Raw genomic sequence first — 13,954 nt, 5'->3', positions numbered from 1 at the left:
GTGGACGACGAGGCCCGCCTGCTTGTCGATCACGATCAGGTGCTCGTCCTCGAACACCACGTTCAGCGCGATGTCCTGCGCCTCGTTATGCGCAGGCTCGGGGTCGGGAACGGTGAGCGTGAAGCGCGCGCCGCCCGGCGCCTTCTTCTTGGGATCGCGGATAAGGCCGTCGGGGCCGGTGACATTGCCGGTGGAGATCAGCGCCTTGATCCGCTCCCGCGACAGCGTGGGGAGCGCATCCGCCAAAGCCCGGTCGAGCCGCCAGCCATCCGCTGCATCCGCGATCCGCGCTTCGAGTGTGGAAACCCCCCGGTTCATTGCGCTACGCAGATGGGCATGGGTTTGCGGATTTCAAGCTGTGTTATCGAACTAATCCAGCAGGCGGCGGCGGAAGCCGCGCCGCTGGAGGCGTGCGGCTTGCTGTTCGGGTCCGATGGGATCGAACGGGCGAGTGTCGCCACCAATGTGTCCAACGATCCCACGCGGCGGTTCGAGATCGACCCGGCGGCGCTGATCGCCGCGCTGAAGGCGGAGCGGGCGGGCGGGGACAGGGTCATCGGCTATTGGCACTCGCACCCCTCGGGCGACGCGACCCCGTCCGCCACCGATGCGGCGATGGCGGCGGCGGACGGGAAGCTGTGGGTGATCGTCGCGGGCGACGCGGTAACGGCGTGGCGCGCGGGGGCAAACGGGCTGCATGGGCGGTTCGAGCTGGTGGAACTCGCCTGACCGGGCGAAGAAGCCCGGCCCCGGCTCAAGGCCGGGGCAAGGGGAGTGGTCAGTGCTGCGCGCTCTTCACCATCGCGGTGAGTTGCGCGAGTGTCGCGTCGAAGCGGCCCTCCGCCTCGGCATTGCGCAGGGGCATCACGCGCTCGACCAGCACTTCCTTTGGCGTCGGCTTTTGGCCAAACAGCGCCATCACCTCGTCCGCGAAATCGTCGAGCGGCTGATAGCCCGCACGTTCGCGCTGGCCGGGGGTGAGGTCGGTCTGGACGGCGGGCGGGGCCAGTTCGATGACTTCCACCGATCCCGCCAGCGCGTCGCGGAGCGAGAGCGTGTAGCTGTGTATTGCCGCCTTGGTCGCGCTGTAGGTTGCGGCGATGACCAACGGCACGAAGGCGAGGCCCGAGGTGACGTTGACGATCGCGGCGTCGGGCTGCGCCTTCAAGTGATCGACCAGCGCGTTGGTAAGGCGGATCGGGCCTAGCAAATTGGTGGTGATCGTCGCCTCGGCATCGCTCAGGTCGCGGCGCGCGGACAGATCCTCGTAGCGCATGATCCCGGCATTGTTGATCAGCACGTTGAGGTTCGTGTGCGCGGCAATGACCTCGGCGGCGAACGCCTCGATCGCGTCGGCGCTGTCGATGTCGAGCGTCATGGCGTGCATGTTCGCGCGGCCGGCGATCGCGGCATCGAGCGCATCGCGGCGGCGGCCGGCGACGATCACGGTGTTGCCCGCGTCGTGCAGGCGATGGGCGAGCGCCTCGCCGATGCCCGATCCGCCGCCGGTGATGAGGATGGTGTTGCCGCTGTGCTTCATCTGCGTCTCCATGGAAGGTGGTGACGGGGATTTAGGGCGACGCTATCGACGCGAAAGAAGGCACCCGAAAGAATTATACTTACCGAAAAGAGAGTGTGGGCGATGGGCAATGGCGAATGGCATGCGAGCGACCCGCGCGTCGATGCGCTGGTCTATGAACTGATCGGCACCGTGGCGGACAAATGGACGATGCTGCTGCTCGAAACGCTGGATGAAGGTGGCGAGATGCGCTTCACCCAGATTTCGCGCGCGATCCCAGGGATCAGCCAGAAAATGCTGACCCAGACGCTGCGGCGGATGGAGCGCGACGATTCGTGACGCGCACGGTCCACGCGGTCGTCCCGCCGCGCGTCGATTATCGCCTGACCCCGCTGGGGGAGAGTTTGGGCGAGGCGTTCTGCGGGGTATGGCATTGGGCCGAGGCCAACCTCGACGCGGTCGGCGTTGCGCGCGCCGGGTTCGACGCGCGCGACCGATAGATCAATCGCCCTTCGGCCCCAGATAGTCCGCGCCGTACACCGCCTTGCGGATATCGGTGTGGAGCGTGCCGTCGAACGGGAAGGTCTGGACGAAGAACACCACCGCCATGTTGTTGGCGGGATCGACCCAGAACAGCGTGCTCGCCGCGCCGTCCCAGAAGAATTCGCCGACTGCGCCGCGATTGCGGTCAGGGCTGGCGGGCCGTGCCGTGCGGACAGCGAAGTTGACGCCGAAGCCGCCGTCGATCTTGCCCATCAGCCATTCGCGTTCCTTGATCGCCGGGTCGAGCATGTCGGTCGCCATCAGTCGGATCGTCGCGGGCTTGAGCAGGCGGGCGCCGTCCAGCTCGCCGCCGTTCAGCAGCATCCGGGCAAAGCGCATATAATCGTCGATCGGCGCGACGATCCCGGCGCCGCCCATGGTCAGCGGCACGCCGGGGAAGTTGCGCTCCCGCATCGCCGCCTCGGGCTGGCGCGTCATGCCGGTCGGGCCCTTCACATAGGTCGCGGCGAAGCGGGGGAGGCGGTCCATCGGCTGGTGCCAGCCGGCCTCGCGCATCTTGAGCGGGTCGAAGATGTGCTGCTGGACATAGTCGGTGAACTTCATGCCCGACAGGCGCTCGACCAGCAGCGCCTGGACATCGACTCCGGCGCTGTAATGCCATTCGGTGCCGGGTTCGGACAGCAGCGGCACCTTGGCCAGCCGACGACCGAATTCAGCGAGCGTGTTCTGCGGGTTGAGTGGGTCGGCGGCGGCGAACGCCTTGTGCGCCGGGGTCGGACCGTCGCCATAGGCGAAACCGGCGGTGTGGCGCAGCACGTCGCGGATGGTGATCGGGCGGCTCGCGGCACGCCATAGCGGCTTGCCGTCGGGGCCGGTGCCGTCCTGCACCTGCATATTGGCAAAATCGGGGAGGTAGCGGGCGAGCGGATCGTCGAGGCGGAACTTGCCCTGTTCCCACAGCTGCATGAGGGCTACGCCAGTCACCGGCTTGGTCATCGACCAGATCTGCACCAGCGTGTCGCGGGCAAAGGGCCGGGCGGCCTCACGGTCGGCGACGCCGCGCGCCGCGAAATGCACCTCGCGCCCGTCCTTCCACACCAGCACCGACCCGCCGACCGCGCGGCCATCGGCGATCATCTTGGCCAGCATCGCATCGATCCGCTTGGTATCGAGCTTGACCGCGTCGGCTGGCGCTGCGCGCGTCTGGGCGAGCGCGGGGGCCGCCGTCGTAGTGAGCGCGAGTGCCGTCAACGCTGTCATGAAATGCCGCATGCAATCTCTCCCAATCGATTTGCGGCGGACGCTAGCCAAGAACGGGTGGCTTGCGAAGAGGGCGCGCTTGCAGCGGCGGCGCGGCTGGGCCAAAGGGGCGGTGGAGCAATGGGAGCATCCATGAACATTTCGCCGACCGACTTTGCCAGCCTGCTCTGCTCGCGCCTGTGCCATGACCTGCTGAGCCCGGTGGGCGCGCTCAACAACGGGCTGGAGCTGCTCGCGGACGAGCATGATCCCGAGATGCGCGCGCGCTGCCTGGAATTGCTGGCCGAGAGCGCGAAGGCGAGCGCGAACAAGCTGAAATTCTTCCGGCTGGCGTTCGGCGCGGCGGGCGGGTTTGGCGATACCGTCGACACGCGTGAGGCGCAGGCGGCGATCGATGGGCTGTTCGGCGACAATCACCGCGTGTCGATCGGCTGGATGGTCGAGGATCCGGTGCTGCCCAAGCAGGTGATCAAGGTGCTGCTCAACCTCGCGCTGATCGGCGGCGACGCGCTGGTGCGCGGCGGCCAGCTGGATATCGGTGCCGAGGCGCGCGACGACATGGTCGAGATCGTGGTGCGCGCGCAGGGGCCGCGCATCGTGCTGGACGGCGAACTGCGTGGCGCGCTGAGCGGCGACACGGGCGACTCGCCGGTGACCCCGCGCGCGGCGGCGGCCTATCTGGTGCACCAGCTGGTGACGCAGGGTGGGGGCGAACTGCAGGTTTCGCCGCCCGACGCCGACGTGCTGCTGTTCGGGGCAGCGTTCAAGGTCGCCTGATGAGCCAAGTGCGCGTCGCGGCGCTGTACCAGTTTACCCGGTTCGACGATCCGGCGGCCATTCGCGGTCCGTTGCTAGACCTGTGCGTCGCGCAGGGGGTGAAGGGCACGCTGCTGCTGGCACGTGAGGGAATCAACGGGACGATCGCGGGCAGCGATGCGGCAATCGACGCGGCGCTGGCGCATGTCCGCGCGCTGCCCGGCTGCGCCGACATCGACGTCAAATTCTCGCACGCCGCGGCGATGCCGTTCCACCGGATGAAGGTGCGGCTGAAGCGCGAGATCGTGACGATGGGCCAACCGGATATCGATCCGTTGGCGGGCGTCGGCCATTATGTCGCGCCGACCGAGTGGAACGACCTGATCGCCGATCCCGACACGGTGCTGATCGATACGCGCAACGATTACGAAGTGGCGATCGGCACCTTTCGCGGGGCGATCGACCCGAAGACGCGCAGCTTCAGCGAGTTTCCCGACTGGTTCCGCGCCAAGCGTGCGGAGATCGAGGCGGAGGGGCGGACGCCCAAGATCGCGATGTTCTGCACCGGCGGCATCCGCTGCGAGAAATCGACCGCGTTCGCCAAGGCCGAGGGGGTGGATCAGGTCTATCACCTCAAGGGCGGTATCCTCGCCTATCTCGAGCAGGTGCCGCAGGACCGCAGCCTGTGGGACGGCGAATGCTTCGTGTTCGACGAGCGGGTGGCGGTGAAACACGGGCTTGAGGTCGGCGACCATGTCCTGTGCCGCGCGTGCCGGATGCCGGTCAGCCCGGAGGCGCGGCAGTCGCCGGACTATGTCGAGGGGGTGAGCTGCCCCGCCTGTATCGGCACGCGCACCGAGGAGCAGCGCGCCAGCTATGCCGAGCGGCATCGCCAGGCGCAGCTGGCGGCGCAGCGCGGCGAGGCGCATGTCGGCGCCGTGTTCCCGGAACCCGGCGCTGACTGACCCGATCCTCTACAGCTTCCGCCGCTGCCCCTATGCGATCCGGGCGCGACTCGCGCTGGCGGTGAGCGAGACGGCGGTGGAACATCGCGAGGTCAAGCTGCGCGACAAGCCGGCGGAGATGCTCGCCGCATCGCCGAAGGGGACAGTGCCGGTGCTGGTGCTGCCCGATGGCGCGGTGATCGACGAGAGCATCGACATCATGCGCTGGGCGCTGGCGCGGAACGATCCCGAGCGCTGGCTGGCGGGCGATGATGTTGAGTTGATCGCGACCAATGACGGCGCGTTCAAGCATCACCTAGACCGCTACAAATATCCCGACCGCTATCCGGCGGACGGGGTCGATCACCGCACGGCGGCGCTGGCGATTCTGCACGGGCTTGAGGCGCGGCTCGCCGCCCAGCCCTATCTAAGCGGCGCGCACTTTGGCCTCGCCGACGCGGCAATCCTGCCCTTCGTGCGGCAATTTGCAGCGGTGGATCGCGACTGGTTCGCGGCGCAGGATCTGGCCCGGGTTTACGCTTGGCTTGAGGCGTTTCTCGGGTCAGCTCTGTTCGCGCGCGTGATGGCGGTGCGGGAGCAGTGGCGGGCTCCGCACACTGAGCCAATCGTTACGGTACCAAAATGAGTATCGTTGTCGTTGCGGGCTGTAAGCCTTTTCATTAGCCGGCGCGACCCACAGGAGCCGCCGCATGTTTAACGCCGAGTTCCCCCTTCCGTCGTTGCCCATGGATCTCGGTGACACGGCTGTCGCGCCGGGCGCGTCGTGCGGTGCGGTGCTGGCGGCGGAACGGGACCGCCGGGGGCTTGAGCTGGCCGACATTGCGCGCGTCACGCGTTTCGCCGAATCCTTTGTCGCGGCGATTGAGGCCGAGGACTATACCGAATTTGCCGCCCCCGTTTACCTGATCGGTGCTGTGCGCGCCTATGCGCGGGCGGTGGGGGCTGGATGACGGGGTGATGATCGATTTACTGCGGCGCGAGATTGCCGCGCGCGACATCAGCTGGCGGCGGAGCGGCTGGCTGGCCTGAGCGCGCTGCGCGGCTCAGCCCATTGCCGCATGTTGGACGTGTTGAACGGCGCCCTCGCTCTGCCGCCACGGCCGCGGTCTGCGGAGCACATGGTCAAGCGCCGTGCAGCCCATTCCGCAGCGGTGCCGCTCGACCCGTGATAACAAGGTCGCGGTGCGCCCGGCGATCAGCTCCAGCGCCTCGATATAGGCTGGGCTGGTGAGGAAACGGTCCGACGCGCGGACGCCGTTCCCGCGACGCTCGAACAGCTCCGCGCCCGCCGCATCGGAAACGAGGCGATAGATCGTCGAACGTGAGATTCCGAGCAATCGCGCAAGATCCGACATCGGCACGAAGAGGCGCTGGGTCGAGTCTGGTGCGGTGTCTACACGCGCGAAGGGCATCGTTCCCGGCGGTTCGTCGTTGAGGTGCACGACGCTGGCCGAACAGACGAAATGGACCAGAAACAATTCGGTATAGCGCAGCTGAAAATGCTGCGACGTCCCGGCCATGATCAGGAACAGGTCGAGGGCCGCCAGCGTGCAGCTATTGTCGCAGGTGCCGGCACCAAGCGCGCCGGGGTCGCTCGCGCCCAACGTCTCCATCGTTGCGGCGGCACGGCGCAGACGGCGGCCGAGATCGACGCACCAGTCGGCCAGCGCCCGTGGCATCGGTTCGGGCAGCGACACGCCGCCGCCTAGATCGATTGCGAGCCAACCCAGCTCGACCATGCGTTGCACGTTGCGCCGCACGGTTTCGAACGGGAGGTTCAGCGACGCGGCAATGGCATTGATCGACGGGCCGCGCGCCACCGCCGGGCCGCGCATCTTGCGATCGATCAGATCGCGGGTGACGGAAATCAGGATCGGAATGCAGACCATCCGCGCGCGGACCAGTTCGGCCGGCAGCCGGTTACCCAAATCGAGAGTCGCGGCAAATACTTGTTCGCCAAGCACGCGCGTGACGAGGCGGCAATTGAGACGCATCCGGTCAAGTCGCGTCGACACTGTCACCCCCTTCCCGCCAGGAGATGGAGCCTTGCTGGCTCCTGAATTTCCTGGTCCTATTTTGAGTATAGGTATTTTCCGGTCACCGGCACTCCGTGTAAATACGGGAGTATCGCGCGATCGGCTGGCGCGCGACTTGATTTGTGGATCGGGAACTTTGCACGTCCCGCCGGGGACTCTGCGGTCCGCGCGGACCCCCTCCTAACTCCCTGTTAACCGTAGCGATGCCATGACCGCCGGGACGTGTGGGGGCGCCCGTGGACGATCTGTTACAGGAATTCATTGCCGAGACGCGGGAAACGCTGGAGGCACTGTCGGGCGAGATCGTCGCCTGGGAGGCGTCGCCGCACGACCGGGAGCGGCTCGATGCGATCTTCCGCTTCGTCCATACGGTCAAGGGCAGCTGCGGCTTTCTCGATCTGCCGCGGTTGGCGCGGCTCAGCCATGCGGCGGAGGATGTGCTCGCCGATGTGCGCGCGGGCGAGCGCGTGCCGGATCGCGCGCTGGTCAATGCCGTGCTCGGCGTGGTCGACCGGATCGGGGAGATTGTCGAAGCGATCGATGCCGGGGCTGCGCTGGACGATACCGAAGAAGATTTGCTGATTGCCGCGCTGGCGGGCGGGACGGCGGAGGTCGCCCAGCCGACCGCGCCGGTCGCGCAACGCGCCCAGAGCCGCAGCGTGCGCCTGAACGTCGATTTGCTCGACCGGATGATGAGCGGCATGTCCGACATGGTGCTCGCGCGCAACGAACTCTCGCGCCGCCTGCGTAGCGCCGAGGTTGATCCGCAGGTTGAGGCCGCACTGGAGCGGATGTCGGCGACCGTCGCCGATCTGCGCGACACGGTGACGCGCACGCGGATGCAGAAGATCGACGCGTTGTTCTCCGCCCTGCCGCGCATGGTGCGCGATACGGCGGCGGGGCTGGGCAAATCGGTGCTGCTGCATGTCGAGGGTGCCGAGGTCGAGCTGGACCGCGAGATGATCGAGGTGCTGCGCGATCCGCTGGTCCACATCATCCGCAATTCGATCGACCATGGCATCGAACATCCGGCCGAACGCCGCGCGGCGGGGAAGCGCGAAAATGGCCGCCTGACCGTATCTGCGCGCCAGTCGGGCAATCAGATCGTGGTCGAAGTGTCCGACGACGGGCGCGGCATCGATGTCGAGCGCGTGATCCGCAAACTCGCGGATCACGGCCGCGACGAGCGCGAGCTGCGCGCGCTGGGCGAGCGCGCCAAGCTGGCGCTGATCTTTGAGCCGGGGCTGTCGACCAAGGATGAAGTGACCGAGATTTCGGGGCGCGGCGTGGGCATGGACGTGGTGCGCGCGGCGATCGAGCAGATTGGCGGGCGCGTCGAACTGCACAATGATCCGGGCCGGGGCCTGCGTATCCTGATCCACGTTCCACTGACGCTGTCGATCATTCCGACCATCGTCGTGGGGGCAGGGGGCCAGTCCTTCGCGATCCCGCGCCAGGCGATCGAGGAGATCGTCAGCGAACGCAGCGACGCGATCCGCGTCGATCGCATCGGCAGCGCCTGGGTGGTGACGTTGCGCGACCGGCGGCTGCCGATGATCGTGCTCGCCGATCAGCTCGGCCTCACGCCTGCAGTGACCGGCGGCTATCCGATGGTCGCGATCGTCAGCATGGGCGAGGGCAGCTATGCGCTGCGGGTCGATGATGTGCTCGACAATGAAGAACTGGTGATCAAGCCGGCGGCGCCGGCGATCATGGCGACGGGCATCTATGCCGGCCAGACTCTGCCCGACAGCGGCTGCCCGATGCTGCTGCTCGATTGCGCCGGGCTGGCGCGCGATGCCGGGCTGCAATTCGAACGGGTGCGCGAGGTCGAGATCGAGGAAGAGGCCGAAACGCTCGACGATGGCGCGCTGGCATTGGTGTTCGCCGATCTCGACGGCGCGCGGCGTGCCGTGCCGCTGGAAGTGGTCGACCGGATCGAGAAGGTCGGCGCGGGCGCGATCCACCGCAGCGCGGGCCGCCTGCGCCTGACGATCGACGCGCGTATCGTGCCGGTTGCGGCGGTCGAGCGCGCTGACCCCAAGCGCACCGGATCGATCCTGCGCCTGCGCGACGGGGTGACCGAGATTGCCTATGCCATCGCCGAACCGGCAGACATCGTCGCGATGCCGGCGGAAATCGCGCCGGCAACCGTGCCCGGGCCGGTCGCAGGCGTGGCGCTGATCGACGGTGAGCCGGTCGAGATACTCGATCCGCTATGGCTGTTCGGCGAACATGGCGAGGCGGAGGCGGACGATGCGGTCGCGCCGGTGTGCCTGCTCGGCGGCGGGGACACGGGCTGGCTCGGCACTTTCGTTCAGCCGCTGCTGGAAGGCGCGGGCTATCGCGTCGTGACGGCGCTGAACCCGGGTGAAGCGGCGCAGGTCGTGCTGACGCTCGACGCCGAGCCCGAGGGCATAGCGGCCGCGCCGGTGGTGCGGCTGCGCAGCCGCAAGCGCGGCGGCAGCGACGGGACCATTTACCGCTATGACCGGGAGGCGCTGCTCGGCGCGATCGCCGAAGTTGCGCAGGGAGGCGCGCGATGACCGAACAGCTGTTCCTGATCGCGCAAATCGCGGGACAGTCGGTCGCGATCGACGCCAATCAGGTCGAGTCGGTGGTCGATATCGGCAATATCGTCGCGGTGCCGCGGGCGCAGGGCCATGTCCGGGGCCTTGCTGCACTGCGCAGCCGGGTGGTCACGGTGATCGACACCCGCGCCGCGCTGGGCCTGGAGCCGGGCGAGGGCAGTGGTGGCCGCGCGGTGATCACGCCGGTCGATGGGCATCATTATGCGATGCTGGTCGATGCGCTCGACGATGTCGCGCCGTTCGAGCCGCAGCCGCTGGCGTCGGGCGTGCCGCTGTCGGGCATGTGGCAGCAGGCCGGGCGCGGACTGATCGAGCGCGAGGGCGAGCCGATCCTGACCATCGACCTTGCGGCGCTGATTCCCGGTACGATTGCGCCGACCACATGACGCGCAATTAACGTCCTACTTACGTGTTTCTTCCATAATGAATGCCAGTTCCGCAGAACCGGGAAGTGTCTCGTATGAAAACCTGCCTCGTCGTCGATGACTCCAAGGTGATCCGAAAGGTCGCGCGACATATTCTCGAAACGCTCAATTTCGAAGTGCGCGAGGCCGGCGACGGGCGCGAGGCGCTGGAGGCGTGCCTGGAAGCATCGCCTGACGTGGTGCTGCTGGACTGGAACATGCCCGTGATGAGCGGGATGGATTTCCTGCGGGCGCTGAAGGACAGTGGCATCGCCAGCAAGCCCAAGGTCGTGTTCTGCACTACTGAAAACGGCATGGCCTATATCCGCGCGGCGATCGAGGCGGGTGCCGACGAATATGTGATGAAGCCGTTCGACCGCGAAACGCTGGAGAGCAAGCTCCAGATCGTCGGCGTCGCTTAAGGAACCCATCCAATGTCTGGCAGCTCTTTGGCGGCCGGCATTCAGCCGGATCCGCGCGACGATGGCGTTCGCATCCTGATCGTGGATGATTCAGCGGTGGCCCGCGCGGTGCTGAGTCGGATGATCGAGGGGATGCGCGGCTTTGCCGTCGTCGGCGCTGTCAGCAACGTGCCGGGCGCGCTCGCCTTTCTCGCATCCAACCGCGCCGATGTGATCCTGCTCGACCTCGAAATGCCCGGCGTCCACGGTCTGACGGGCCTGCCCGACCTGCTGGTCGCGGGGCAGGGGGCGAAGATCCTTGTCGTCTCCTCCGCCGCAGAGCGTGGCGCTGCCGCCGCCGTTCAGGCGCTCGCGCTGGGCGCCGCCGACACATTGGTCAAACCGGGTGTCGGGAGCTTTGCGGGCAAGTTCGCAGACACGCTGGAAGAGCGGCTCAACCGCCTCACCGACCGCGCGCATGATCCGGTCGGGCCGCACCCGGTCCCGCTCCCCGTCCCGCAGGAGTTCGACATCGTCGCGGTCGGCGCATCGACCGGCGGCATCCATGCACTCAGCCAGATGCTGCGCGCGATCCCGCCGAGCTTCGAGGTCCCGATCCTGGTGACCCAGCATCTGCCGGCATCGTTCATGAGTTACTTCGCAGCACAACTCGCGGTGCTCGCCGGGCGGCCGTGCGAGGTGGCCGAGGATCTGATGCGGGTGCGTCCCGGGCGGATGCTGGTCGCGCCGGGCCATGCACATATCCGCTGCGTCCGGGCGCATGACGGGGTGGTGATCCGCCTGTCCGACGAGCGCGTCGCAAGTGGCTGCATGCCATCGGTCGATCCGATGCTGGATTCCGTGGCGGATGTGTTCGGCAAGCGCGGTCTTGGCGTGATGCTGTCGGGCATGGGCCGCGACGGGTCGATCGGCGCGCGCACCCTGGTCGACGCGGGCGGCGCGATCCTGGCGCAGGACCGGGCAAGCTCGGTCGTGTGGGGCATGCCCGGCGCCGTCGCGGCGAGCGCCAGCGCGGTGCTGCCCCCCGACGAGATCGGCCGCATGGTCGCCAGTCAGCGGCGTCCGCGCGGATGAGCGCAGCCCAGCCCTTTGCTTCGTCCGGTGCCATCAATGTCATCGGCGCACTGCTCGAACAGCGCACCGGCCAGCAGATCGCGGCGAACCGCGCGTGGCGGATCGAGACTGCGCTGAAGACGGTGCTGCGCGCCCATGGGCTCGACAGCGTCGATGCGCTCATCGCGCGCCTGACCAGCAGCGCCCCCGGTCCGCTCGCCGACGCGGTGGTCGATGCGCTGCTCAACAACGAAACCTCCTTCTTCCGCGACCCCGGCGTGCTGGAACTGGTGGTCGAAGCGGCGGCTGTAATGGTGGCGGAACAGCCGGGGCGGCGGCTACGCATCTGGTCGGCCGGCTGTTCGACCGGGCAGGAACCTTATTCGCTCGCGATGCTGTTCGAGGAAGCCTATGTCGCGCGCGGCCTGCCGGTTCCGGAGATCGTCGCGACCGACGTGTCGGCGGCCACAGTCGATCGCGCGCGCGCGGGCCGGTTTTCGCAGTTCGAAATCCAGCGCGGGCTGCCGATCCGGCGCATGATGACCTGGTTCGATCAGGACGGCACCGAATGGGTCGTCCGCCCCGAACTCGCTCGCCGTATCCAGTTCCGCCGCCACAATCTGGCGCAGGACGCCGCACCGCCGGGCAAGTTCGACCTCGTGCTGTGCCGCAACGTGCTGTTCTATTTCCCGCCGGCAATGCGCGCCCGCGCCTATCAGACGTTGCGCAGCGCGATCCGCGATGGCGGCGCGCTGCTGCTCGGCGCGGGGGAGACGGTGATCGGGCAGACCGACGCGTTCGTCCCGTGCACGCGGATCCGCGGCCTGTATCGCGCCGATCCGGCACGCTGCGTCCCGCCGGCGCGCGCGTTCGGCTGACACCGGGTTTCAACCGGCTTGCGTTTCGGCGCGCGCCGCCGCATCCCTGCACCCCATGCAGGACCGGGCCGAGCTGAACATCATCGACGCACCATCGCCCAATTTCGGCGAGCGCGTGCTGCCTATCAGCATGATCGTGCTGCACTATACCGGCATGCGCAACGCGGAGGAGGCGATCGAGCGGCTGCGCGATCCCACCTTTGGCGTGTCCAGCCATTATCTGGTGGCAGAGGATGGTCAGGTCGTGCGCCTGGTGCCGGAGGACAAGCGCGCATGGCACGCCGGCGGATCGCACTGGCGCGGCGTGACCGACGTCAATTCGGCGTCGGTGGGGATCGAGATCGTCAATCCCGGCCATGAATATGGCTATCGCCCGTACCCCGACGAACAGATCGACGCGGTGATCCGCCTCGTCGCGGATATCAAGGAGCGTTACGGCATCACGCGCGGCAATGTCGTCGGCCATTCCGACATCGCCCCGACCCGCAAGCAGGACCCGGGCGAGCTGTTCCCCTGGGGCAAGCTCGCGCGGCTGCGGCTCGCGCTGCCGCGTCCGACCAAGAATCTGATGGACCCGGGCTGGACCGATGCGGGCTTCCTGCTCGCGCTCGAGCGCTTCGGCTATGACGTGCGCGATCCGCTGGCGGCGGTGGTGGCGTTTCAGCGGCGCTTCCGCCCCGAGCTGATCGACGGCACGATCGATGCCGAGTGCCGCATGCTATTGCTCGCGCTGCTGCTGCCCAAGCCCCAGGGCGACGACTGATGTTTTCGAGCGTGCCCGAAGGGGCGCCGATCCTGACCGCCGCCGCCATGCGCGCCGCGGAGGAACGGGCGATCGCTGACGGGTTGAGCGTCGCCGACCTGATGGAGCGCGCGGGCGCGGGCATTGCCGAATGGGTTCACCGGCTTGCGGCGGGCAGCGAGGTGCTGATCCTGTGCGGGCCGGGCAATAATGGCGGCGACGGCTATGTCGCGGCGCGCGTGCTGGCGAGCCGTGGCGTGCCGGTGCGGGTGGCGGCGCTGGGCGAACCGAAGACCGAGGCTGCGGCTGGGGCACGGGCGGCGTGGGGCGGGGTGGTTGAGGCTCTGACCGACGCGACCGAGCCTGCGCCCGTGCTTGTCGATGCGCTGTTCGGGACGGGGCTGACCCGCACGCTGGACTCCGAGGTTACCGGGATGCTGCCCGCACTGTTCGATCGCGCGCGTCTGTCGGTCGCCGTCGATCTGCCGAGCGGGGCGGAGTCCGATGCCGGCGGAGATTTCGGCGCGGCACTTCCGCGCTTCGATGTGACGCTGGCGCTGGGTGCGCTCAAGCCAGCTCATGTGCTGCAGCCGGTCGCCGCGCTGTGCGGAGTCGTGCGGCTGGTCGAGATCGGGCTGGGCGCAATCGAGGCTGATGTCCGCACGCTGCGACAACCGAGCCTCCGGGTGCCGGGAGCCGACGCGCACAAATATTCGCGCGGCATGGTCGCGGTCGTTTCCGGCCCGATGCATGGGGCGTCGGAGCTGGCGGCGCGGGCGGCCTATCGCGCGGGTGCAGGATATGTGCTGCTGCTGACCGGCGGG

15 protein-coding genes and 2 pseudogenes are annotated in these 13,954 nt (G+C 67.9%); 13 read left to right on the top strand and 4 right to left on the bottom strand.

Annotation, left to right across the window (positions count from 1 at the left end; translation table 11 throughout):
• Positions 1–318 (bottom strand): annotated as a pseudogene (locus tag AX681_RS15350) (RluA family pseudouridine synthase); the annotation flags it as partial.
• 18 nt (positions 319–336) lie between these two features.
• Here AX681_RS15350 and AX681_RS15345 point away from each other — a divergent pair.
• Positions 337–729, top strand: coding sequence for a M67 family metallopeptidase (locus tag AX681_RS15345; protein ID WP_066658552.1), 393 nt, complete (start codon positions 337–339; stop codon positions 727–729).
• A 49-nt stretch (positions 730–778) separates the two neighbouring features.
• On the opposite strand, the gene AX681_RS15340 is transcribed toward AX681_RS15345, so the two are convergent.
• Positions 779–1,540, bottom strand: a complete 762-nt coding sequence (locus tag AX681_RS15340) for an SDR family oxidoreductase (RefSeq protein ID WP_066658555.1) — start codon at positions 1,538–1,540, stop codon at positions 779–781.
• Positions 1,541–1,642: 102 nt separating this feature from the next.
• Here AX681_RS15340 and AX681_RS15335 point away from each other — a divergent pair.
• Positions 1,643–2,019, top strand: a pseudogene (locus AX681_RS15335) (winged helix-turn-helix transcriptional regulator).
• 1 nt (position 2,020) lies between these two features.
• On the opposite strand, the gene AX681_RS15330 reads toward AX681_RS15335, so the two are convergent.
• A complete protein-coding gene (locus tag AX681_RS15330; protein WP_231734978.1) occupies positions 2,021–3,283 on the bottom strand; it encodes a serine hydrolase domain-containing protein in 1,263 nt (420 codons plus the stop codon).
• A gap of 132 nt (positions 3,284–3,415) precedes the next feature.
• Between AX681_RS15330 and AX681_RS15325 the strand changes: the two genes are divergently transcribed.
• The 4 genes from AX681_RS15325 to AX681_RS15310 all read left to right on the top strand — a co-directional run bounded on the left by AX681_RS15325 (position 3,416) and on the right by AX681_RS15310 (position 5,954).
• Entirely contained in the window at positions 3,416–4,060 is a 645-nt protein-coding gene (locus AX681_RS15325; protein ID WP_066655533.1) for a histidine phosphotransferase family protein, read from the top strand.
• The gene (trhO, locus tag AX681_RS15320; RefSeq protein WP_066655526.1) at positions 4,060–5,004 is read left to right on the top strand and encodes an oxygen-dependent tRNA uridine(34) hydroxylase TrhO; all 945 of its coding nucleotides are present in this window, start codon (positions 4,060–4,062) and stop codon (positions 5,002–5,004) included. Before AX681_RS15325 ends, trhO begins: the two co-directional genes overlap by 1 nt.
• Positions 4,967–5,629: a glutathione S-transferase gene (locus AX681_RS15315; RefSeq protein ID WP_231733615.1), complete on the top strand. Its 663-nt coding sequence runs from the start codon at positions 4,967–4,969 to the stop codon at positions 5,627–5,629. The genes trhO and AX681_RS15315 overlap by 38 nt, the downstream gene beginning before the upstream one ends.
• A 64-nt stretch (positions 5,630–5,693) precedes the next feature.
• Positions 5,694–5,954, top strand: a complete 261-nt coding sequence (locus tag AX681_RS15310; protein WP_082737766.1) for a helix-turn-helix domain-containing protein — start codon at positions 5,694–5,696, stop codon at positions 5,952–5,954.
• A 93-nt stretch (positions 5,955–6,047) separates the two neighbouring features.
• On the opposite strand, the gene AX681_RS15305 is transcribed toward AX681_RS15310, so the two are convergent.
• On the bottom strand, positions 6,048–7,019 hold the full coding sequence (locus tag AX681_RS15305) for a helix-turn-helix transcriptional regulator (protein WP_156442507.1): 972 nt from the start codon (positions 7,017–7,019) through the stop codon (positions 6,048–6,050).
• 257 nt (positions 7,020–7,276) lie between these two features.
• On the opposite strand from AX681_RS15305, the gene AX681_RS15300 reads away from it, so the two are divergent.
• The 7 genes from AX681_RS15300 to AX681_RS15270 all read left to right on the top strand — a co-directional run.
• The gene (locus AX681_RS15300) at positions 7,277–9,586 is read left to right on the top strand and encodes a chemotaxis protein CheA (RefSeq protein WP_066655517.1); all 2,310 of its coding nucleotides are present in this window, start codon (positions 7,277–7,279) and stop codon (positions 9,584–9,586) included.
• A complete protein-coding gene (locus AX681_RS15295; RefSeq protein ID WP_066655514.1) occupies positions 9,583–10,017 on the top strand; it encodes a chemotaxis protein CheW in 435 nt (144 codons plus the stop codon). The genes AX681_RS15300 and AX681_RS15295 overlap by 4 nt, the downstream gene beginning before the upstream one ends.
• A gap of 74 nt (positions 10,018–10,091) precedes the next feature.
• Positions 10,092–10,457, top strand: coding sequence for a response regulator (locus AX681_RS15290; protein WP_066655511.1), 366 nt, complete (start codon positions 10,092–10,094; stop codon positions 10,455–10,457).
• A gap of 12 nt (positions 10,458–10,469) precedes the next feature.
• Positions 10,470–11,531, top strand: coding sequence for a chemotaxis protein CheB (locus AX681_RS15285; RefSeq protein ID WP_066655509.1), 1,062 nt, complete (start codon positions 10,470–10,472; stop codon positions 11,529–11,531).
• Positions 11,528–12,388, top strand: a complete 861-nt coding sequence (locus AX681_RS15280; protein WP_066655505.1) for a CheR family methyltransferase — start codon at positions 11,528–11,530, stop codon at positions 12,386–12,388. Before AX681_RS15285 ends, AX681_RS15280 begins: the two co-directional genes overlap by 4 nt.
• Before the next feature lie 55 nt (positions 12,389–12,443).
• The gene (locus AX681_RS15275; RefSeq protein WP_443026111.1) at positions 12,444–13,151 is read left to right on the top strand and encodes an N-acetylmuramoyl-L-alanine amidase; all 708 of its coding nucleotides are present in this window, start codon (positions 12,444–12,446) and stop codon (positions 13,149–13,151) included.
• Positions 13,151–13,954, top strand: an 804-nt coding sequence (locus AX681_RS15270; protein WP_156442505.1) for an NAD(P)H-hydrate epimerase, incomplete at its 3' end; no start/stop codon positions are given. The genes AX681_RS15275 and AX681_RS15270, both read left to right, overlap by 1 nt.

The sequence above is a fragment of the Sphingomonas sp. CCH9-E2 genome, assembly GCF_001557215.1.
Classification (GTDB): domain Bacteria; phylum Pseudomonadota; class Alphaproteobacteria; order Sphingomonadales; family Sphingomonadaceae; genus Sphingomonas.
The sequence above is the reverse complement of the archived record's forward strand: the minus strand, read 5'-3'. Positions and strand labels throughout refer to the sequence as shown.